Source organism: Mycoplasma sp. 613B (assembly GCF_054343485.1).
Window position 1 is genome coordinate 1 of record NZ_JBTGVH010000012.1, and the last position, 22,213, is coordinate 22,213.

The following is a 22,213-nucleotide window of genomic DNA, read 5'->3' on the forward strand; positions in this document are numbered from 1 at the left end:
TCAAATGAAATGGGCGTATAATACTACTTTTTGCAAAAAAGTCAAATAATTTATCTAGAAATAGCAAAAAATTGTAAAAAACAAGAATTTTATTATAAGAAATAGGGTTTTGTTATCAATTTCTTCCAACAGACCTATAATAATTCAAATAGATTTTTAGATCTATTTTAAAAAACTTTAAATATAAAGGAGAAATTATGAAAAAAAGATTTAAATCAGTTTTATTATTAGGTTTACCAACACTAACAACTGTTTTTGCAGTTGTTTCATGTTCTAATCCTGCTAAAACTACTAACGAAACTAATCAATCATTAGATTATACAACCTATGGAATTGCTAAAGCAAACCAAGTAAAAGAAAGAGTATTAGAATTTCCTGCTGCAAGAGGAGAAAATAGAATGGATGAAAACGGAGTTTTCTCATTCCACTTACATAACACACCAGTACAAGGAGTTTCAGGTGAGTGAACAGCTTTTGCAACAGAAGTAAAATCATTAACTGATAACACTCTTGTAAAAGACACAAAAGGAAAACCAGTAGTTAAAAAAGCTATGGCGATGGCAAAAGAAGTAGATGCTTCCAAAGATTTTCCATTAGTATTTTCATGAACTGGTGACAATAAACTTACAGAAGGAAAATTCTATACATTCATTTTTTGAAAAAATGACGGCACAGAAAAAATAACTTTCAAAAATGATTTTATTAAAGACAATAAAGACATTTTCCCTGCAACTTCCATTAAAACAATTACTAATTTATCAATTGACTTTACTGTACCAGAATATGGAGTAACTAAACTTACAACAGGAACTGTAAAAGAAAGACAATTAGAATTTCCAGCAGTTAGAAGTGAAAACGTATTAGATGCAAATGGTATATTTACTTTTAAATTACATAACACACCAGTACAAGGTGTTAAAGGAGAATGATTAGCATTTGCAACAGAAGTAACTTCATTACATGACAATACTTTAGTAAAAGATGCTAATGGAAAACCAATAGTTAAAAAAGCTATGGCTATGGCAAAAGCTAATGCAGACGTAGTTAATGAAAATGCTTTAGAATTTTCATGAACTGGAGACAATAAACTAACAGAAGGAAAATTCTATACATTTATTTTCTTTGCGAAAGATGGGACTGAAAGAATAGTATTTAAACCAGAATTTGTAGTTGAAAGCAAAGATACATTTGAAGCAATAAAAGGAACCTCTACAAGAAAATCAAATTCAACAGAAACAATGCATTCAATGGATAAATCAAATATGATGATGAAAGATTCTAGCGATAAATCAACATCAAAACAAAATCCTAATACTTCAAATGATATGATGCATTCTGATTCTAATAGTATGGAAAAAAATAAAACAACATCAGATAATTCAATGATGAGTGGTGACCAACACCAAGATTCACAAAATTCACCACAACCAATGAAAAATTCATAATATTTATAATTTAAATTTTATGAATTAATTCATTTTTTTGTTTTAAAATAAGAGTTTTTATGCACTTTTTTACTTTTTTTCTTGAAAAACGTAAAAATTGTATTATAATTAATATGTAATAACCAAAAAGTTATTACAATATAGTAAATGCACATTATTAAAAAAACAAATCTAGAATACCCTTTTTAGGGTATTTTTTTAGCCCTATACATATAAAAAAGGAGAAAAATGAAAAAAAGTTTAAAATTATTATCTAATTTTAGCAACTTTAGAGCAATATTTATAATCAGTAATAGAAAAAACAAAATTAAAATAGATAATTTAGGTTAATATGGAACTATATGTTTTAATCCCTTTAGTTATTATCTTTTTTGTTGTTACTTTTTCAATATTGTTATTTGTATATCCTATTTTAATAAGAAAATATTGTGCTAAAATTAGAAAATTAATACAAGATAATTATTTTTCTCTTAAAACTTTAGTTACAAATAAAGAAAAAATAGAAAAAAATATTTACTTTAAATTTAATCGTTATAATACACGGTCATATATTGGATTACTTCCCCTTTGGTATTTTTTGTTTTTGATTATTTTTTCTGCAATTTTAAAGGTTTTAGAAGTTGAAGATAGTTTTTACTTTTCATTTACTTGAGAAGTTATATGAATATCATTTATCGTTATTTTTTCATTAACTTTGATTTTAGAAATTTTGATATTTATTTTTATTTATAGTTTAATACAATATACAAGAAGAATCGTTATCTTCAATGAAATAATTTTTACTAAAAAGAAAATTTTTAGAAAAGAATTCATTTTTATTGATGAATATGAAAAATTACCACAGAAAAAGCAAAATCCACAAATTATTTAATATTTTTTAAAATGGATTTAAAAACAGAAAATTTTTATAGAGATTTCATCAAACATTTATCTAAACCAAAAACTATAAATGATTTTAAAGAAATTTTTAGTCAAATTGAAATTCAGTATAAATCAAGAAATGACAATTTTTATTTACCATTTATTGATGAAATTATTTATGATATACATTTTAAAAAAGATTTTCCAAATGTAAAAAAATTTCTAAAATGAGCTTCAAAACTAAAATAATTAAATATCTTGGATTTTCCCTAAGATATTTTTTATTTATGTGATAGAATAATTATGTATGGGGGTGTACTGGCTTCGACATATATAAGTAATATTAAAACTCAGTAGTGTAGTAGACTATAATTACTTCTAGGCTTTTCTAAATGGAAAAGAAAATAAAAAATCAGAAGTATCATTTAACATGTTAGCTTCTGCAAATTCAAATCTAATTTTTGCTTAATTAAAAATTAGTTAAAAAATAAGATTTTCCTTTGATTTTATTTTTTAAGTTTTTTTAAAGGATATTTAGATAGATTTAACTAAAATCTAAAGAAATTTATAGTTAAATAAATTAGATTCTTTTTGTTAGTTTTAGACTAATTTATTATAAAAACTAAATAAACTGTAAACTTTTAATAAAGCTTATGTGTGGACCCGGGTTCAACTCCCGGCATCTCCACCATTTTTTATTTTTTTATTTCAAGCATTTTTTCATATTTAATGCTTGTATCATAATAAAAAGCATTGTTGTCTTCAGGATTATTACTATCACTAACTCTATAATAAATTGTATTTGTTTTTGAATCATAACTTAAAAAATGATAGTATTGTTTTTTATAACCGCAAGATAGGCTGTTTTCTTCATCATAATGAGATTTTCAACTGAAAATTTCATTAAAAGTTTTTTTAATTTTTAATTCATTCATAACAAAATCATTATAACACTTAAAAAATAAAAAAATTAAAAAATGAACTTTAAAAAGAAAAAAATCCATTTTTTTGAAGTTTTTTAATTTAAAGTATAAAAAATAGGACTAAATCCTATTTATATTTATGAATTTTATATAGTTTTTACTAATTTTTCTTTAGATAAATCAATTCCATCTGTTTTATTTCTTTGAATATGATAAATTTCAATAGGAACATTACTATTAGTATGAATTCCTTTTTTTTGCTCTCTTATAAAATGAACAATATCTTTTTCAATATCTTCTAAAGAATGTCCTTGAGCAATTACTTCTTTTGTAGATTTTAAAATGGCTTTATATTGATACATATTTACCTCTTTCTTTAATATCTATACAATAAAATTATAAAACTTTTTACAGCATTTTTTAAAAATAAAATTAAAAATAACTATATAAATATAAAAAATTAGATTTTTTTAATTTTTATATAAAAAACCATAATAAAAATCAAAAAATTTATTATAATTTAATATAAATTATTACATATATATTTAATTCAATAAAATAAGGAGATAAAATGGCTGGACATTCAAAATGAGCTAATATTAAGCATAGAAAAGGTGCTCAAGATGCAATAAGAGGAAAAATTTTTGCTAAATTTTCAAAAGAAATAATGGTTGCTGCAGCTAAAGGTGGTGGAGAAATAGACACAAATCCAGCTTTAAGATTAGTAGTTTCTAAAGCAAGAGCAAAATCAATGCCTAAAGCTAATATTGAAAAGGCAATTGCAAAAGCAACAGGTGCTTCAAAAGAAGGCATTGATTTTAAAGAAGTTATTTATTCAGGAACTTTAGCAGGTGGTGTAACATTTTTGGTTATTTGTTTAACAGATAATATGAACCGTATTACAGCAAATATTCAAGCACTATTTAAAAAAGCAGGAGGGCAAGTTGGAAAACAAGGTTCTATCCCTTATGTTTTTGATCAAAAAGGTGTTTTAGAAATTGAAAAAAATCTTGCAAATGAAGAAGAATTGATGTTATTTTCTTTAGAAAATGGAGCAGAAGACTTTAAATCAGAAAATGAATATTATGAAATTTATTGTGAACCATCAAAATTTTTAAGTTTAAAAACAGCATTGGATAAACAATACAATTTTGAATATAAAACTGCAGAAGTAACTTATATCCCAAATCAAGAGGTTCAATTAGATGAAGAAAAAACAAAAAAATTATTAGAACATATTGAAAAATTTGAAGACGATGATGACATCCAAGAAGTATTTCATAATATGGATTTATCTGTTCTTTCTGAAGAAGAGTAAAAAATGAAATCAATATCTAGTAAAAAATCAAGAAAGCAATATAGAATTGAGTTAATTTCTGTAATTTATTCTTATGAGTTACAAGATCTTGTAATTGAAAGTAATCGAATTTTTGAGAGTAAAGATTTAAATAAGCAACAAATACAAACATTAGAATTAATAGAAAAACAGTATTTTTTCCATAAAAAAATTATTAGTTCATTTTTTAAAGAAAATGTATTATGAAATAATGTAAAACCTTTAATTAGAGCAATTTTATTGATGGGTGCTTTTGAATTAATGTATTTGGATAAAAGAATAGTAATTAATGAATTCGTAGAAATAACAAAGGATTTTACTTTAGAAGAAGATACAGATTATAAATTTGTGAATGCTATTTTAGATAAAGTAAGTAAAGAATATGAAAAACAATTTAAAATTGAAAAAAATTAATTCTTTAATTAAAAAAAATAATTATGAAAAAGAATATAAATACATTTTTAGTAATAAAAAAATGTATTTTTTAATTACAAAGTTAGCTTTAATATTTAATTTAAAAATTGATATAAAAGAGATTTATGAACAAGAAATTTCATTGATTAAAAAGTTTAATTCAGAATCTTTTATATGGATATCACAACAAATACTTAATACAGATGAAGTTTTAAGTAAAATAGATAATAAAAAAATTTCTACTTATTTGTCTAATTTCCTTTATTTTCGCGTAAAAATGAATCATAATAATATTTTTGAGTTTGAAAAAGAAAGTAGAAAAAAATTTAATTTTTTTGCAAATGAATTAATGGAGTCGACTTGCAATTTTAACTATTATATAACTAAAATTTTAGAGGTAGCAAAATAAAAATGTCTAAATTAACTCTTTTACAACTTTTAGAACAAAAAAATCTTAAAAACGCTGAAACTCTTATTAGGATGGGTAAAGTCAAAGTTAATGGTGAAATTATTTTTATTCCAAGTACTAAAATTTCTTTTGAAAAAGATAAAGTAGAAGTTTTTGAAGAAAAAAAAGAATGAGTTTCTAGAGGGGCTTATAAATTGCTAGAAGCTATTAAACTTTTTAATTTAAATTTTCAAGATAAAACAGTTTTAGATATTGGTTCTTCAACTGGTGGATTTACAGAAGTTAGTTTAAAACATGGTGCAAAAAAAGTTTATTCATTGGATTCTGGAACAAACCAACTTGACTACTCATTAAGAACGAATACAAAGGTAATTCCTTTAGAAAAGACAAATTTAAAGTCAATTTCATTTGAACTTTTTAAAGAAAAAATGGATATCATAGTTTGTGATGTTTCTTTTATAAGTTTAAAAGAAGTGTTTAAGGTAATAAAAGAAATCGTGACATTAAATACAGATATTATGTTATTGATAAAACCACAATTTGAAGCAAGTAGTAAATATGTGGAAAAAGGTGGTTATGTTGACGAAAAGTATCATCAATTTTTAATAAATAGAGTTGTTGAATACGGAAAAGATAATGGTTTTGAACTTATAAAAATTTTCAAATCGCCAATTTTAGGCAATAAATCTAAAAATATAGAATATATAACTTTATTTAAAAGGAGTCAATATGAATAACTACAAAAAATTATTTCCTATGTTATCAAAAATAACATATTTTGATAATGCAGCTTTAGCTCAAAAACCTTTATCAGTAATAGAAGCGGGTGTAGATTTTTATTCAAATTACTCAATAAGTACTAGAACATCAGATTCAAAAATAGGAATCCAGGTTTTAAAAAAAGTGGAAACTGTTAGAAAAAAAATTGCCAAACTTATAGATGCTAAAAAAGATGAAATTATTTTTACATCAGGAACAACTGAATCGATTAATGTATTTGCATTAATGTCTAAACAACTTTTAAAAGCAAATGATGAAATCCTTTTATCATTTTATAATCATTCTTCTAATATAGTTCCTTGAATCGAAATAGCTAAAGAGTTAAATTTAAAAGTAAAATATTCAAAAAACCTTTTAGAAGATATTAATAAAAATACTAAAATTATTTGCTATTCTCAAGTTACAAATAACATAAACCAAAATTTTAATTCTACTGAAATTTATAAAAAAGCAAAAGAAGTAAAAGCAATAGTGTTCAATGATGCTGCTCAAGCAATTGCTCATGACAAAGTTTCTTTTAAAAATTCAGATATAGTAGTTTTTAGTGCAAATAAAATGTATGGACCTACAGGTTTAGGAGTTTTAGCAATAAAAAGTAAAATTTTAAATAAAATTAACCCTGTTATTTTTGGTGGTGGAGCAGTTGAAAAAATAGATAAATCTAATAATTGAACTCGAAAAAGCGGAATTAGTGCTTTTGAACCAGGAACTATGAATTTAGCGGCAATTTGACAATTAGATAAAGCAATTGATTTAATTAACGAAGTTTCAATTGAAAAAATTCATAATTTAAATTTAGAAGTAGCTAATTATTTATATGACCAATTATCAACAATTGAAGGTATAAATATATCATCTAAAAGGGGTGATTTTATAACTTTATTTAACATAAAACAATATGCACCACAAGATATAGCTTCTTATTTAGGTCATAAAGATATATATGTTAGAAGCGGAAATTTTTGTTCAAAACTTCTTTCTGAAGTAGAAAATGAAAATAATTATGTAAGAATTTCTGTAGCTTTTTATAATGATAAAACAGATGTAGATAAATTAGTACAAGCACTAAAAGAAGGAGGAGACTTTTTAAGTTTTATATAAAATGGACGCAAATCAAAAAAGAAAATTAATAATGGATCATTACTCTAATGCAAAAAATAAAGTTGCAGAATTACCAAACTGAAATAATAATTATTTACATAGTTCTAATTGTGTTGATGAAATTTGATTAGCACTTAATTTACAAGAAAATACAGTAATAGATGCTAAATTTAAAGGTATAGGCTGTGCAGTTTTTTTATCTTCAGCAGATATTTTTCTTGACATTATAAAAAACAAAACAATTATAGAAATTAAAGAAATCATCGAAATTTATAAAAGTTTAATAAATCAAAAGAAAAATGTTGATAATTTAGAAAAAATAGGAAATTTAGTGGCGCTTAATGATGTTAAAACTCACTTAAATAGGCTAGAATGTGCTTCAATGATTTATAAAGTAGTGCTAGATAATATTGAATCATGAGTAAATAAAGGAAAATAAACAAAAGAAAGAAACTTAATTTAACTTCTTTCTTTTTATATTGAAAAAATTTGGTAAAATTTAATATATAAAATTTAAAAAATAAAAAAGCACTATAATGAATTCATTTGGGTGTGCTTGAGAAAAGTGCCAAATGTTCGAAATTATAGGAAGAATAACAAATAAAAAGAGGAAAAAATGTCAGAAAAAAAAGAAATGCATCACAATGCAAAAGAAACACATTCTCAATCAAATGAAAGAGAAATTGTTTCAAAACAAAAATTATTAGAAGCTGGAACTTATTTTGGTCACAAAGCTTCACAATGAAATCCTAAAATGAAACCATACATTCATACAAAAAAATTAGGAACACATATTATTGATATCTTAAAAACTCAAAGAGCTTTAGAATTTGCTTACAAATTAGTTTATAAAGCAGCACAAAAAGGAGCTTCATTTATTTTTGTTGGAACAAAAAGACAAGCTAAAAAAGCAGTTGAAGAGCAAGCTTTAAGAACAAATTCAATTTATGTTTCTGAAAGATGATTAGGTGGAACTATTACAAATAATAGAACTATTTTTTCAAGAGTTAGACAAATGGAAGACTTAGAAAAATTAGCAGAAACTAACTTTGAAGGTTACACTAAAAAAGAAGGAGTTTTAAAAACTAAAGAACTTCAAAAATTACACAAAAATCTTCAAGGGATTAGGGAGATGAAAAGACTTCCAGATGTAATGATTATTGCTGATCCTAAAAATGATTTAATTGCTATTAAAGAAGCAAAAAGAAAAGGAATTAAAGTTATTGGTATTTTAGATACAGACGCAGATCCAGAATTAGTAGATTTTGGAATTCCTGCAAACGACGATTCTGTAAAATCAATTACATTAATTTTAACAATTTTAGCAGATGCTATTGTTGCTGCTAAAAATGGAAAACAATTATTTGCATATCAAGAAGATGAAAAAGTTATTTTACCTGAAGATCCAGAAAAAGAAAAAAGAGAATTTCAAAGAAGAAATAACTTCAAAGAAAATGCAAATAAAGTAGAAAAAGTTGAAAAGGAGTAAATAATGGAAAAAGTTAATACAATGGCTCTTATAAAAGAGTTAAGAGAAAGAACAGATGCTCCTATGGTGGATTGTAAAAAAGCTTTAGAAGCTTCAAGTTGAAGTGTTGAAAAAGCAATTTTATGATTACAAGAAAACGGAAAAGCTAAAGCAGCTAAAAAAGCAGGAAGAATTGCTGCAGAAGGTTTAGTATCAGTAGCAACAAATGGAAAAGCTGCTGTAGTTTTTGAAGTAAATTCAGAAACAGACTTTGTTGCACAAAATAAGCAATTTATTGATTTAGTTAATAAAATAGGTCAAGTGCTTTTAAAAGGGGATTTTTCTTCTAATGAAGAAGCAACTCATTTAAAAGATGAAAACGGAAAAACAATTGAAGAGTTATGTGTTGATGCAACTGCAACAATTGGTGAAAAAATTGCTTTTAGAAGAGCTAAAAAATTATCTGCATCTGAATCACAAAGAATTGGTTCATACATTCATACAAACGGAAGAGTTGCATCATTAGTTTTAATTAACGGAGAAAATGAAGAAGCTGCTAAAAATGTTTCAATGCACGTTGCTGCTATGAATCCAGAGTATGCTCTTGTTTCACAAGTTCCAAGTTCTGAAGTTGATAAATTAACTAAAGAATTTACTTTAGAAATTGAAAATGATCCAAAAAATTCTAAAAAACCAGAGAACATTAAACAAATGATGATTAATGGTAAAGTTGAAAAAGAACTTGCTAAAATTGTTTTAGAATTACAAGAATTTGTAATGGACAGCAGTTTTAAAGTTAAATCATATTTAGATTCTAAAAAATCTTCTTTACTAGAAATAGTTCGTTTTGAAGTTGGGGAAGGTATTGAAAAACAAGAAACTGATTTTGCTGCTGAAGTAGCTGCACAAGTAGCTGAAGCAGCAAAAAAATAATATTTTAAAAAATTAGGACAAAAATATTTCCTAATTTTTTATTAATAAATTTAAAAAAAGGATTTTATAAATAAAATGGAAATTGACAAAAGAATAAAAAAAGTGTTATACACAAGAGAACATCTTGAAAAAACAATAAAGGAATTAGCTAACTGAGTTAATGAAACATATAAAGAGTCCAAGGATTTAGTTATTATAGGTTTACTAAAAGGTTCATTACCTTTTCTTGCTCAATTAATTAAAGATATAAAAGTTGATCATATTATTGATTTTATGACTTTATCTTCATATGCAGGTGGGCAACAATCAACTGGATCTGTAAAAATAATTATGGATTTAGCTCATGATATTGTTGGGAAAGATGTTCTAATTACAGAAGATATCATTGATTCAGGGATAACAATTGAAAAAGTTGTGGAATTATTAAAAGCTAAAAAACCAAAAAGTTTAAGAGTTTTAACTTTATTGAATAAACCAAGCGGAAGACAAACAAATTATAATCCAGATAAATTTGGTATTGAAGTTCCTAATGAATTTTTAGTTGGTTTTGGGTTGGATGTAAAGGAAAAAATGAGAAATTTACCATATATTGGAGTTTTTGATGAAAAAAGTTTTGATGATATGTAAATATTCTTATATAATTAAATAATATGAAAAAAATAGTAATTGTTGAGTCACCAAATAAAATTAAAACAATTCAAAAATATTTAGGAACCGATTATCAAGTTATGGCTTGTAATGGGCATATTTTTGAAATGAAAACAAGCGGTATTTACGGTTTAGGGATCGATTTTGAAAATTGAGAACCCATTTATAAAGAAGATATAAAGAAAAAAACTATTATTAAAGAATTGAAAAAAGCTGCAAAAGAATCTGATGAAGTTTTAATCGCAACTGACCCGGATCGTGAAGGAGAAGCGATTGGATATAATTTAGTTGAAGCATTGAATATTGAAAATAAATATCAAAGAATTAAATATAATGAAATCACAGAAGAAGCTATAAAAAACGCTATTAATAAACCTTTAATGATTGATCAAAATTTAATTAATTCACAAAAATCAAGAAGAATGCTCGATAGAATAATTGGTTTTAGATTATCCAACTTATTAACAAGAAAAATTCAAAATGCAAGAACAAACCCTTCAGCAGGAAGAGTTCAATCCATTGCACTTAAATTAGTTGTAGATCGTGAAGAAGAAATCAAAAAATTTATTCCAACTAAATACCACACAATAAAAGCAACATCAGATAATAATTTAGAGTTTAGTTTCTTTTATAAGGACAAGAAAGAATTTGAAAATTCTGAATGAATTAGTAATTTTAACATTAATAAAATAATGTCAGAATTAAAAGGTGATTTAGTTGTTAAAAATATAAAAATAACAAGAAAAGCAGATGCTAAAATTACACCTTTAAAACAATCTACTTTGTTTAAAAAAGCAGGTATGTCTTCTAAGTTAGTAACAAAAGTTTTACAAGAACTTTATGAAGGTATTGATGAAAGTGGTGGATTAATTTCTTATCCAAGAACAGATTCAACTAGATTAAGTCAAACATTTATAAATAACGCTAAAAGTTATGTAGAGAAAAAATACGGAAAAAACTATGTTTCTAATACTGTAAAAGGGATTTCTGGAGATCAAGATGCCCACGAAGCCATTAGACCTACAGATTGAACATTAACACCTGATATGGCTAAAGTTAAATTTAATTTAAATGATTCACAATATAAAATTTATAATTTAATTTATAACATTTCTTTACAAGCTGTTATGGAAACACCTATTAGAGAAATCGTTCGTTATGAATTCGAAAATAACGGACACTGATTTAAATTAAGTTCTTCCAAAGTAGTTTTTGATGGATATTTTTCTTTAATAGGTCGTGATAAAGATGATTTTATCCCTGATTTTAAGAAAGGTGAAATTGTAAAAGTTAACGAATATATTCCTTCTGAAAATCAAACAAACCCACCAAGCAGATATAATGAAGGTTCTTTAATTGAAGCTATGGATGAAATTAAAGTAGGAAGACCATCCACCTTTTCATCAACAGTTTCTGTTTTAAAAGATAGATTTTATGTTGAATCTAAAAATAATGCATTAATACCTACGGATTTTGGTTATGCTGCTTTAGAAGTTTTAAAAGATTCAGTTCCTAAAATTATTCAAGAAAAATACACTTCTTCTATTGAAGAAGAATTAAATGAAATTGCAGAAGGTAAAGAAGATTACAAATCTTTTATGAATACTTTCTGAAATGATTTTCAAGAAAAAATGGCTGATTCAGAACAAAATAATAAAAAAGTGCAAATTCCACTGGAATATACAGGGGAAAATTGTCCTGAGAATGAAGCACCTTTAATTTATCGTTATAATAAGAAAAACGGTCAAAGATTTATTGGATGTTCTTCATTTCCTGAATGTAAATTTATGAAACCTGATCCAGACGCTAAAAAGGTTTTTAGACGTAAAAAATAAACAAAAACACAGAATTTTTCTGTGTTTTATATTTTTGTTTTTTGAAATTTATATTTATGTTTAGTAATTTGACTAAATAAACTCTTATAAAATGCTTCGTTTATTATAACTCCAAAATATAACAAGTATGAAATATATAAACAAAATGTAGAAAGATATAAAAAAGTAGCTAATGTTCCAAACTTATCATAATTAATAAATTTTGCTGATGCTAGAAAACCAAAAATAATTGAAAATAAAGTTGAAGATAATGCACTAATAAAAGTTCCTGGCAAAATTTGTTTAAAGCTAATTTTAAATACAGGGCTTATTTTTAAAGTAATTAATCATGTAATATAAAAAAACATAAATAAAAATATAATTGAAATTAAATAAAAAGACAAATCATATAATCAAATTTCTTCAATTTTACTTTTTAATGAAATAAAAATTAAAGAAGAAACACTTAAAAATAAAGATAAAATTGTTGAAATTATTATTACAATTAATATTCCTTTTAAACGATTTAAAAAGATATTTCCCGTATTTTTGTGATTATAAATAACAGATTGACTAGATATAAATTTTGCATAACCTGATGACGCAATTCAAAGCGATGAAATTAATAATAAAATAAAAGTAGTTGTTTCTCAAGTTGTGCTTGAAAAAATATTAAGTGTTTTTGGAATTGAATTATTAATTCCTGGAATATAACGATTTAAAATTTGTTCTAATAAAAAATCTTTGAGATTTTCTAAATTATTTGAAAATCAACCAAAATTAATAGAAGAAATAATTGAAAAACTAATAATAAGAATAGGTATAAAGGAAACAAAAAGATAAAAAGCAAATCCAGGTGGTAAAAAAGCAAATTCCACAGAAGCTAACTTATTAATACTTCTAGACACTAGAGTTTTAACTTCATCTTTTCTAGTTTTTCAAGTTTTAGGTCTTATAGATATTTTTAATATTATTAAAATAAAGAAATTTAAAAGTCTTTTTATCAAAAATTTATTTTTCTTTTTTATTAATTTGTCTTTAAATCAATTATTGTTTTTCATTGCTAAATTATACTATTTAGTCTTATAAATTTATGAAAAATTGCTCTTTTTTCCTAAATTAGTTTTTTTTATTATTTTTTATTAAAAAAAAGAAAATTTAAATGGAGGGAAAAATGAATAATATATTAATTTATTTTGCAATAAAATACTCAGGAAATTTTATGGAAATTTATAATGCTTTAAAAACATTAGAAAAAGTACCAGAAGAAGAACTGGAAAAAATAGATGATTTGGTCAAAAGTAAAGAAATAAAAGCAATTACTATAATGGATGAAGAATATCCTGAATCTTTTAAAATATTAACAAATCCACCTTTTGTTATATTTTATGAAGGAAATATAGAACTTTTAAAAAGAGAATGAAAAATGACTTTAACAGGTGATTTTCATAATGAAAAAATAGATGAATTTCTTAATCAATCATTACCAGAGGTTATAAAAAGACATACATTAGTAACTTGTTATTATAAAAACTTAGACATGAAAATCAATGATTTTTATAAACTAAAACAAGGTGAAACTATTTATATTTCAGCAAATGGGTTAAATAATCCTTATTTTGCCAACAAAGTGGATTTGGATGAAAAGACTTTAATTATTTCTGAATATCCAAATAATGTCAATATTTCAAAAAATAAATTGAGAAACAGAAATAGACTGGTTGCAGCATTGAGTGATGCACTTATAATTTATTCTTCAAAAACTAAAAGTGGAATAATGAATTTGGTTAGCAATTTTCTTAATGTCGGAAAAGAAGTTTACTGTTTTCCTGGTGACTTTAGCGAAGAAGATGGAAACTCTAGTTTAATAAAACAAGGGGCTAATTTAATAACTTCTGTAAAGGATGTCTATGAATTTAAGGAGAAAGAATGTTAAAGTTATTTGCTAGCGATAGTGGTGAAGTAATAATTAACGAAATTGCTGAAAAAACAAGTTCAATTGGTTATATTGTTTTATCTGCATTTGCAGGACTTGTAGGTTTTTTATTGATGATTGCAGCGATTTATACTGGTATAAAAATCGTTTATTCTATTGGTGAAAAAAGAAAAGCTAATATTGTACATTTTTTTATAATTTTAGTTATTTTTGTAGTTATAATCATAATTTTCGCTATTGGTGTAAATTTTGCAGTTGATATAAGTAAAAAAGCAGCTTCTGGAATATCATAATGCTAGATATAGTTGATAGAATTTTTTATTCTATTTTTTCATTTTTTTGGTTTGTTTTCATAACAATACCTTTTAAATTTTTATCTGTAATTACACAAGTTTTTAATTTTTTAAGCACGCCTTTAATTAATCTTTTATTTTTTGGCAAAGCTGCAGAGCAATTAAAGTATAGTGAGATTAAAATACCTATTGTTTTTAGTGCTTTTTTGATAATTAACAGCATTGTATTTATAGGAATTTTTATATCTGTTATTATTAAATTGTCATTCTCAAAGAAAAACGATAAAAATGTGAAAATTCTTAATCTTTTTAAGAATATAATACCTTCAATTTTATTAGTTTTTCTTATTCCACTTTTAAGTTTTATTGTTATTAATATATTTAATAGTATATTTAATATTTTGATTATAAGTTTTAATAGTAAAACTAATATAGCTAACAATATATTTTTAGCACTAAAACCAGAAGATATACAGGAAAGCATTTGAACAAAATTGACAAATAATAATTCTTATTCAGTTATTGATTTTGAAACTTATAAAAATCTTTCTGTTTCATCTTCACAATTGCTATTTTTTCCTGCAATAGTAGGTATTTCGTTAATAATTATTTTTATAAAAAGTGGTATAAATTTAGCTAATAAAACATTTCAATATTTTTTTTTATTTTTAATTTCTCCGTTTATCTTTTCAACAATTTTAATGGATGAAGGTAAGAAATTTTTATATTGAAAAAGAAGTTTCTTTTCAAAACTTATTTCTATTTTTGTTTATTTAGTGATTCTGAATATTTTTTCTTTTTATGCTATTTCTATAAATTCATGAATAACTGAAGTTAATAGTTTAAATTATTTTAGCAAAATGTTTATTTTAACTATTTTGTTAATAGGAGGTGCTATTTCTTGTAATAAGTTTTTAAAATATATTTCAATTTTAACAAATCAAGAATATAAAATAAAAGAAAATATAAAGGAAACTAATAGTGTTTTAAAAGAAATCAAAAATTTTATAAAAAATAAAGAAATAATTAAAAGTCAAAATGCAAATCTTAAAAATAATAAAACAGAGTTAACTAAATTTATTTCCATTGAAGAACTAAATTCAAAAAAAATATCTCTACAATTAGATGATATACATTTGAATAAAACATATAACGATATAACCACTAATTTGAAAGGAAAAAATGCTTCAACCTAAAAGTATCAAAAAAAATAAAATATTGATAGCAAGAAATTTTTATTTATCTGATTTAATATTTCTTTTTTCTGAAATTATAATTTCTTTTTTTATAGGTTGATATTCTGTTCCAGATATTTTAAAATATAAAAAAATAATTTCAATTTCTATTATTTTTGTTTTATCATTGCTTTTTGCTTCTTTATTAATTTATATTCCATCACATAATGCAAGAATTTGAGTTATTCTATGAAGAATTATAATGTTTTGGACAGAAAATAAGAATTTTAGTAAAAGTTCTAAAAAAACAAACACAAATTTTTTTGTAAATTTAGATGATATAAATGATGATGGTCAAATTAAACTTAAAAATTTAATAGAAAATAAATATAAGTTTATATCAGTCATAAAATTTGATGGTTTGAATATTTGAACAAGAAACACTGAAGAAAAGAAATATTTTTTAGATCAGTTTGTTAGTTTTTTTAACACAAGAGAAGAAAAAATTTCTTTTTTAAAAGCAAGAAAAAATATAAATTTTTCTATAAATATTGATGAAGAAAAAGATTTTAAATTTGTAAATCAAGAAGTAAATTCATATATTGATAATTGTAAAGAAGATATAAAAAACCTTCAGAATTTTGAATTTGAAGATGAATATTTTCTTATTATATTTTCTTCAAAAAAAGAAAGTATAAATGAAGAATTAAAATATATTAAAGACTTTTTTGATAAACAAGAAATATCTAATAATACACTAAATAAAGAAAATGTTATAAAATTTTTATTTTCTTTTTTTAATCCTTTTGAAAATCTTTTAAATGATTTTTATGAAATTAATAGTAAAGAAAAATTAATTGATTTGTTAAAACCTAAAAAATTAGTTTTTAAGAAAAATCATTTTTCTGTTAACTCTTTTCAAGGTAAAATTAGCACCATTAATGATTTAGCATTAAATTTAAATGTAGGATGAGCTGAAACATTTTTCAATTCTAATAATTCTTGAATTATTTGACATTTATCACCTATAGCTTCCGAAGATTATGAAAAAATAATAAACGCTGCTAATAATAAAGTGCTTACCAGTATGGCATTTAATAAAAAATCTCAATATAGAAGCAAAAAAGAGTTAAAAAATATTGAAGCACTTGATGAATTATCTTATCTTTTAAATGTGGAAAATTATAAGTTATTTAAGACATCAATGCTTTTTTTAAATATTAATAAAAATTTAAGTGAATTAAAAAATGATGTAAATTTAGTTTTAAATAATTCAATAAAAAAGGAGAAATCAATAATGAATAAATTAAATTTTAGACAAATAGATGCATATAAAACCTTTTCTTTTTTAAATAATGATCAATTAAAAGAAAATATAGAAATGGTTTCAAGAAATATTGCTTATGCTTGACCGTTTACATTTGAAAAAAATATTGATAAAAATTCGTTTCTACTTGGAAAAAATAAAAAGCAATCTATAATTTGAGATATTTGAAAAAGAAATTTTAATCATACAAATTCAAATTGTATTTTTTTCGGTACTTCTGGTAGTGGTAAAACTACTACAATAAAAAAGATTATTTTAGATAATTATCTCAAAAATAATAGTTCAGTTATAATAATTGATCCACAAAGAGAATATCAAAATTTTAAAAATATGTTTCCCATTAGTTGACTTGATTTAGGTACAGGAAAAACAACTATAAATCCTTTACAAATGTTTGTTATAGATTATAAAAATATAGAAAGATCTATAACAAATCAAATAGTATTTTTTATAAATTGAATTAAAATATTATATCCAAATTTAACAGAAGAAAAAGAATACATACTTATAAAAGCGTTAAAAGAAATTTATAATAATTTAAATTTAAAAGATGATATAGTGAATTTCCCTATAATTAGTGATTTAATAATTAAAGTTAAGGAAATAAATTTTGATAAAAATTATAAAGAAATATATGAAAAAGAAAGGATAAAATTGCTAGAATGATTAAAAATTAATTTTGAAAATAGTGGAATTTATTCATCTAATTATAATGGTAAAACTAATTTGGATTTAAATTCAGATTTTATTATTATAGATGTAAAGACATTTACAGAAAATTCTACAAAAGAAAATTCCAATGCTTTTTTCTTTATGATTTTAAATTTAATTCAAACAAAAATAAACGATAATTTTTATAAAAATAAAAGAAAAAGTTTAGTTATTTTTGATGAAGTTCATAAATTTTTAGACCACAAAAACTTGCAAACATTAGACTTTATTTTTGATACTGCTAAAACCATAAGAAAATTTAAAGGTTCACTTATTTTATCTACACAAAATCCATCTGACTTTTCATTAAATGAAAATATGAGAAATAAAACTAATGGAATCTTAAAAAATATTCAATATAAATTCTTATTCAATTTACCTGGTGACGATATAAAAATAATTAATTCTTTATTTAATCCTTTTTCAAAAAATGAAAATTTTAATTTAATAAATGAATTTGATACTAACTTCTTATTAAATGCAAGAAAAGGAGAATCTTTACTTGTATCTTCTTTGAAAAAGAAAGTATATTTTAGAGTTTATTATAACGAAATAGAGAAAAATATGCTAATTAATATGGAGAATAATGAAAATTAATAATTTTTTATTAACAACTGTTCCGTTTATACCTTTTATGATGTCATCAATGGAATTGAATGAACAAAACATTAGGGATAATTCAAAAACTAATCATAATTTTAATGAAAGATTTGTAACTGAATTTGAGTTTTCACCTAATTTAAGAGATTTATTAACTTATAGTGAATGAATAAGATCTTTCAATGAAATAAATTCAAATAAAAAACCATTTACTGTTTTTTATGATAGTTATAATTGAAATAGAAAATATGCTCAACATGAATACACAAATAAAAAAGGTGGTTTTGGATTATGAAGTTGAGTAAATTACTTAAATCCCAAATGATATGGAGCTAATATAAATATAGCTTCTGGTTTAGAAGGGTGAACATATCAAAATTTTAATTTTCAAAGAACGGAATTTATAGGATCTAAATTAGCTCCAAATGGTTTAAATCATGATGATGGTTCTTTTGCAATTCACAATTCTTATATTAGATATAATATTTTAAATAATCAACATAAACAGTTATATTTTTACTTTGGATTAGATAAGCAAAATGAAAATTTTCCTGATTTACAATTTTCTACAAGTGGTTCTAATGGTTTGAATATCAGTAAGTATGTTTTTGGCAAGTTAAATGAAAAAGTTGACGAATATAAAGAACGTTTTTCAACAAATAATAAAGAAATAAAAAGTTTTTTTATGGATAATTTAAAAGTAGAATTACAATTTTATTTAACCAATGGACAATTTAATGGCAATAATATAGATAATATTCATGTTAGATTAACAAATTTTAAAGTTAAATTATCTTTTAATTTTCACATTAATTATGATTTATTGAATGTAGACCATTATGAAACTTTAAAAAGTTTAAATATTATAAAAAATAGATTTTTTTCTAATTTTTTAACTAATAATTACTTAGAAATTAATACAGATACAGGTGCATCTAATGGTCTTTATACAGAAAAAAGAAGTAGTTCATTAAAAACAAATATTGAGTATTTAGAAGAAAAAATTAGAAAATTTAAAAGTAGTTATAATGATGTAAAGTTTGCAAACGATATCAATCTTCAATATAGAACAGTTAGAAAATCAAATATAGAAACTATCAATTTTTCTTTAAGATATAGAAATAAAATCACAAATTCAGAAAATATATTGAATTTAACTGAAAATACAACAATAAAATATAAAGAAACTGAAATTTTTAGAAGTCAACTTATGAAAGATAGACTAGTTATAGTTCCTGGTAAATATTTAGATATAACTAATTATAATTCATTAGAGTTGATAAATGATTCAAGAACTAGAAAAGCAAATGATAAAAATATAACTGAAACTTATGGTGGTCATTGAGTTTATAATACTCCAGTTAAAATAAATTTTAAAACCTTACCACAAGAAAATGAAATTCTTTACATTAACGATAGAAAGATAGATGTAATAAACAGAGATTTCTTCTATGACTTAAATTTTAACTACAAAGAATCTACAAATGCGGTCTATAAAATAGATTTGGTGAAATATGATAAAAGTGATATAAATAAAGAAAATAAAAATGAAATCTTCAGATGAACCGCTATTATTGAAATAGAAAATAACAATTTAGATTTAAAATTAAGGTGATTTGCTTGAGATCCAGCAAATAATAAAAATCAAAGAGATTTAATAGAACCTTTTTTAAAGGATTCAAACAATAATTTTATTTTAAATAACGATGGTTCAAAAAAGAAAAACCCATTTTATGACCCATTAATAGATAAAGAAACCGGAACTAAAAAACAGTTAGTTTGAGTTGATTATTCCAATAATTCAAATTTATTGCCTTATGAAACAATTTTTCTTCAAGATCCTATTGACAGTTTAGGAAAAATAAGAAATAAAAATTTTGAAAAAATAGGTTTTATTGCTGAAGCTGTTGTAATAGAAAAAGGGGTAAATTTAAAGGTAAATGATTCAACATCATCAAATAAAAGATTTAAAATTGACAATCAAAATAATGAATTTAATTTGATTGATGATAATGAAAATAACCATAATGGAACACCGATAAAAATAAGCGAAAATGAAAATAATTATTTTTCAAGTTCTGGAATTTGATTGTTTACATCAAAATTGCCAAAAGGATTAACAAATTATAAAATAGCACTAATTGGCAATAAAAAAAGTAATAACAATTTCACTTCAATTTTTGTAAATTCCAAGATTTCAAACTTTTTTGATACATTATATGGAAAACATTTATCTATTTATTTAAAAAATAAATATAAATTTAATGAAGAAACTATAAAAAATATAAATTATGAAAAAATAATAAAGTACTGACAAGAATATGTGAGCAGTTCCATAAATGGTTATTTTCAAAATACAATTTTAGAAAATACCATTGAAATAAATCCTTTAATTAACGAGGAAGGAATTAAACTTCAAGCTAAGTCAATAAATGAAAAAGACTTTGAAAGCAACAAAAATTTTTTTAATGAAAACATTTTGGATTTTGAAAACAAAGATAAAACCATATGAAAAATTGAACAATTAAAAACTAATAAAAATATTATTAAAATAAGTTTTGATATAAAAGAAGAAGTTTCCAATTCTGATTTTGTTATAAATAATAAATATTTTTACATTCCTGTTTCTTGAAGAACTGATTATTTACAAGAAATTGAGCATTTAAATAGTGCTGATAAAACTGAAATTATACCTTCTATAGATAAAGAATATATATCTAAAAATTTTTCTTTAGAACAGGAGTTAAATGCTAATTCTGAATGGTTCAATTTTGAAAATAAAGACAAAGTGAGTTATTTTATTGAAAAACTGGATGACAAATTAATTTTTAATTTTGAAGTTATTCACCATTTTCAAGAGCAATATTTTATAAAAAAAGAAAACTCCAGTATCGTTTATAAAATAAAAAGTAACACTAATTTTAAATTAGTTAAAAAGATGTTTAATAATTTTTCATCCAATAGTATTAATTTAGGAAATGAAACAAATAGTGAAAAAATTTTAGAAAAAATTAAAAATTTTTTAGCAGAAAATATCTCAAATAATTTTAATTATAATGAAGATTATTTCATTGAAAACGAAACTGAAAAAGTAGAAGAAATAATTAATTTAGCAAATAGAAATAAAGAAGATTTTATATATTTAAAAATAAAATCTAATCATAGTGATGAAAATAAAATAATAACTATATTCAATTTTGAAAATAAAACAAGAAAAATAAAGGAAATTTTGGATTTAAGCACTATAAAAATGGAAGATTTGATACTAAAATCTATTGATGAAATAGAGATTAAAAATAAAATAATTTCTTACATAAATACTTATTTTATTAATAATAATATTTCTTTTCCTAATGAATTAGAAATTGAATATTTTGATGAAAAAATTTTATCTTTAATTGCTCATAGAAACAAATTCATTTTTTTCAAAATAAAAGGAAAATATGACAATATAGTTAATTTTTCGACACTCAAAGTAAAAATAGAAAATATAGAAAATCAAAAATTAATTGATTTGAGTAATTATAAAATTCCTGAATTAAAGACTGAATTAGGAAATTATTTTGAGTTAAAAAATAAAATAATTAATTATATTAAAGATTATTTTAATGAATTTTTGTTTAATTATGAAAGTGATTATTTTATTTTAGATATAGAAAATAAAGAAAAAATAGAGAAATTGGTATCAAAAAGCGGTAGTAATATTTTGAATTTTGAAATAATTCCCAATTTAAATAATAAAGAAAACAAATTGGTTGGTAAAACAAGATTTTATGTCATAAATTTTTTGTCAAAAGAAAAGTTTAAAAACATAAAAGAAACTTTTAACAAAGAACAGAAAAATAATAAATCAAAAAAATTTAACTTTCTTTGATTAATACCTATTTTTGCTTTTTTAACCACTTCATCCACGTTAATAGGTATTAAATTTTATAAAAAATTCTTTAAATATAGAAAATAATTTGATATAACCATTATTTTTTTATATCATAATATGTTTCTTTATTTGGTATAATTAAATTCAAATTATACAAAGAAA

Annotated in this window: 21 protein-coding genes and 1 other RNA gene; 19 read left to right on the top strand and 3 right to left on the bottom strand. The window is 22.7% G+C overall.

All coding sequences use genetic code 4. The annotated features are described in order from the left end of the window. The first annotated feature begins 197 nt into the window (after window positions 1-197). From ACXX87_RS02470 to ssrA, 4 genes are all read left to right on the top strand, one after another. Window positions 198-1,445 (top strand): hypothetical protein, encoded by a 1,248-nt coding sequence (locus ACXX87_RS02470; RefSeq protein WP_458573216.1) that lies wholly within the window; start codon window positions 198-200, stop codon window positions 1,443-1,445. 331 nt (window positions 1,446-1,776) lie between these two features. Next, the gene (locus ACXX87_RS02475; RefSeq protein ID WP_458573217.1) at window positions 1,777-2,316 is read left to right on the top strand and encodes a hypothetical protein; all 540 of its coding nucleotides are present in this window, start codon (window positions 1,777-1,779) and stop codon (window positions 2,314-2,316) included. 11 nt (window positions 2,317-2,327) lie between these two features. Continuing rightward, on the top strand, window positions 2,328-2,555 hold the full coding sequence (locus tag ACXX87_RS02480; RefSeq protein WP_458573218.1) for a hypothetical protein: 228 nt from the start codon (window positions 2,328-2,330) through the stop codon (window positions 2,553-2,555). A gap of 60 nt (window positions 2,556-2,615) precedes the next feature. Beyond that, window positions 2,616-2,997: a transfer-messenger RNA gene (ssrA, locus tag ACXX87_RS02485) on the top strand. A 4-nt stretch (window positions 2,998-3,001) separates the two neighbouring features. Here ssrA and ACXX87_RS02490 read toward each other — a convergent pair. Together ACXX87_RS02490 and ACXX87_RS02495 are read right to left on the bottom strand one after the other, a co-directional pair. Next, a complete protein-coding gene (locus ACXX87_RS02490) occupies window positions 3,002-3,241 on the bottom strand; it encodes a hypothetical protein (protein WP_458557563.1) in 240 nt (79 codons plus the stop codon). Between the two features lie 134 nt (window positions 3,242-3,375). Further along, window positions 3,376-3,591, bottom strand: coding sequence for an MAG6790 family protein (locus tag ACXX87_RS02495; protein ID WP_436359110.1), 216 nt, complete (start codon window positions 3,589-3,591; stop codon window positions 3,376-3,378). A 209-nt stretch (window positions 3,592-3,800) separates the two neighbouring features. Between ACXX87_RS02495 and ACXX87_RS02500 the strand changes: the two genes are divergently transcribed. The 10 genes from ACXX87_RS02500 to topA all read left to right on the top strand — a co-directional run bounded on the left by ACXX87_RS02500 (window position 3,801) and on the right by topA (window position 12,153). Next, the gene (locus tag ACXX87_RS02500) at window positions 3,801-4,547 is read left to right on the top strand and encodes a YebC/PmpR family DNA-binding transcriptional regulator (RefSeq protein ID WP_458573219.1); all 747 of its coding nucleotides are present in this window, start codon (window positions 3,801-3,803) and stop codon (window positions 4,545-4,547) included. A gap of 3 nt (window positions 4,548-4,550) precedes the next feature. Continuing rightward, window positions 4,551-4,979, top strand: coding sequence for a transcription antitermination factor NusB (locus ACXX87_RS02505; protein WP_436359113.1), 429 nt, complete (start codon window positions 4,551-4,553; stop codon window positions 4,977-4,979). Further along, the gene (locus tag ACXX87_RS02510; protein WP_436359115.1) at window positions 4,948-5,388 is read left to right on the top strand and encodes a hypothetical protein; all 441 of its coding nucleotides are present in this window, start codon (window positions 4,948-4,950) and stop codon (window positions 5,386-5,388) included. Before ACXX87_RS02505 ends, ACXX87_RS02510 begins: the two co-directional genes overlap by 32 nt. A gap of 2 nt (window positions 5,389-5,390) precedes the next feature. Next, the gene (locus tag ACXX87_RS02515; protein WP_436359116.1) at window positions 5,391-6,125 is read left to right on the top strand and encodes a TlyA family RNA methyltransferase; all 735 of its coding nucleotides are present in this window, start codon (window positions 5,391-5,393) and stop codon (window positions 6,123-6,125) included. Then, the gene (locus ACXX87_RS02520) at window positions 6,118-7,269 is read left to right on the top strand and encodes an aminotransferase class V-fold PLP-dependent enzyme (protein WP_436359117.1); all 1,152 of its coding nucleotides are present in this window, start codon (window positions 6,118-6,120) and stop codon (window positions 7,267-7,269) included. Before ACXX87_RS02515 ends, ACXX87_RS02520 begins: the two co-directional genes overlap by 8 nt. A gap of 1 nt (window position 7,270) precedes the next feature. After that, window positions 7,271-7,708, top strand: coding sequence for an iron-sulfur cluster assembly scaffold protein (locus ACXX87_RS02525; RefSeq protein WP_458573220.1), 438 nt, complete (start codon window positions 7,271-7,273; stop codon window positions 7,706-7,708). Window positions 7,709-7,885: 177 nt separating this feature from the next. Next, on the top strand, window positions 7,886-8,758 hold the full coding sequence (rpsB, locus tag ACXX87_RS02530) for a 30S ribosomal protein S2 (protein WP_458573221.1): 873 nt from the start codon (window positions 7,886-7,888) through the stop codon (window positions 8,756-8,758). A gap of 3 nt (window positions 8,759-8,761) precedes the next feature. After that, window positions 8,762-9,670 carry a translation elongation factor Ts gene (gene tsf, locus ACXX87_RS02535; protein WP_436359120.1) on the top strand — a complete coding sequence of 303 codons (909 nt, stop codon included), beginning with the start codon at window positions 8,762-8,764 and terminating at the stop codon, window positions 9,668-9,670. A 75-nt stretch (window positions 9,671-9,745) separates the two neighbouring features. Then, window positions 9,746-10,297 (top strand): hypoxanthine phosphoribosyltransferase, encoded by a 552-nt coding sequence (gene hpt, locus ACXX87_RS02540; protein WP_436359121.1) that lies wholly within the window; start codon window positions 9,746-9,748, stop codon window positions 10,295-10,297. Between the two features lie 23 nt (window positions 10,298-10,320). After that, the gene (gene topA, locus ACXX87_RS02545; protein ID WP_436359122.1) at window positions 10,321-12,153 is read left to right on the top strand and encodes a type I DNA topoisomerase; all 1,833 of its coding nucleotides are present in this window, start codon (window positions 10,321-10,323) and stop codon (window positions 12,151-12,153) included. Window positions 12,154-12,179: 26 nt separating this feature from the next. Here topA and ACXX87_RS02550 read toward each other — a convergent pair whose 3' ends face one another. Beyond that, complete coding sequence (locus tag ACXX87_RS02550; protein WP_436359123.1) at window positions 12,180-13,193, bottom strand: YhjD/YihY/BrkB family envelope integrity protein; 1,014 nt, start codon at window positions 13,191-13,193, stop codon at window positions 12,180-12,182. Window positions 13,194-13,306: 113 nt separating this feature from the next. Here ACXX87_RS02550 and ACXX87_RS02555 point away from each other — a divergent pair, with 113 nt between their 5' ends. Genes ACXX87_RS02555 through ACXX87_RS02575 form a run of 5 tightly spaced genes read left to right on the top strand, consistent with a single transcriptional unit; the run spans window position 13,307 to window position 22,135 of the window. Continuing rightward, window positions 13,307-14,068, top strand: a complete 762-nt coding sequence (locus ACXX87_RS02555) for a DNA-processing protein DprA (protein ID WP_436359124.1) — start codon at window positions 13,307-13,309, stop codon at window positions 14,066-14,068. Further along, the gene (locus ACXX87_RS02560; protein ID WP_436359125.1) at window positions 14,062-14,361 is read left to right on the top strand and encodes an Mbov_0395 family pilin-like conjugal transfer protein; all 300 of its coding nucleotides are present in this window, start codon (window positions 14,062-14,064) and stop codon (window positions 14,359-14,361) included. The genes ACXX87_RS02555 and ACXX87_RS02560 overlap by 7 nt, the downstream gene beginning before the upstream one ends. Continuing rightward, a complete protein-coding gene (locus ACXX87_RS02565; protein WP_436359126.1) occupies window positions 14,361-15,557 on the top strand; it encodes an Mbov_0396 family ICE element transmembrane protein in 1,197 nt (398 codons plus the stop codon). Before ACXX87_RS02560 ends, ACXX87_RS02565 begins: the two co-directional genes overlap by 1 nt. Continuing rightward, a complete protein-coding gene (locus ACXX87_RS02570) occupies window positions 15,544-18,171 on the top strand; it encodes an Mbov_0397 family ICE element conjugal transfer ATPase (protein ID WP_436359127.1) in 2,628 nt (875 codons plus the stop codon). The genes ACXX87_RS02565 and ACXX87_RS02570 overlap by 14 nt, the downstream gene beginning before the upstream one ends. Further along, window positions 18,161-22,135, top strand: a complete 3,975-nt coding sequence (locus tag ACXX87_RS02575) for an Mbov_0399 family ICE element protein (protein ID WP_436359128.1) — start codon at window positions 18,161-18,163, stop codon at window positions 22,133-22,135. Before ACXX87_RS02570 ends, ACXX87_RS02575 begins: the two co-directional genes overlap by 11 nt. The last annotated feature ends 78 nt before the right edge of the window (window positions 22,136-22,213 follow it).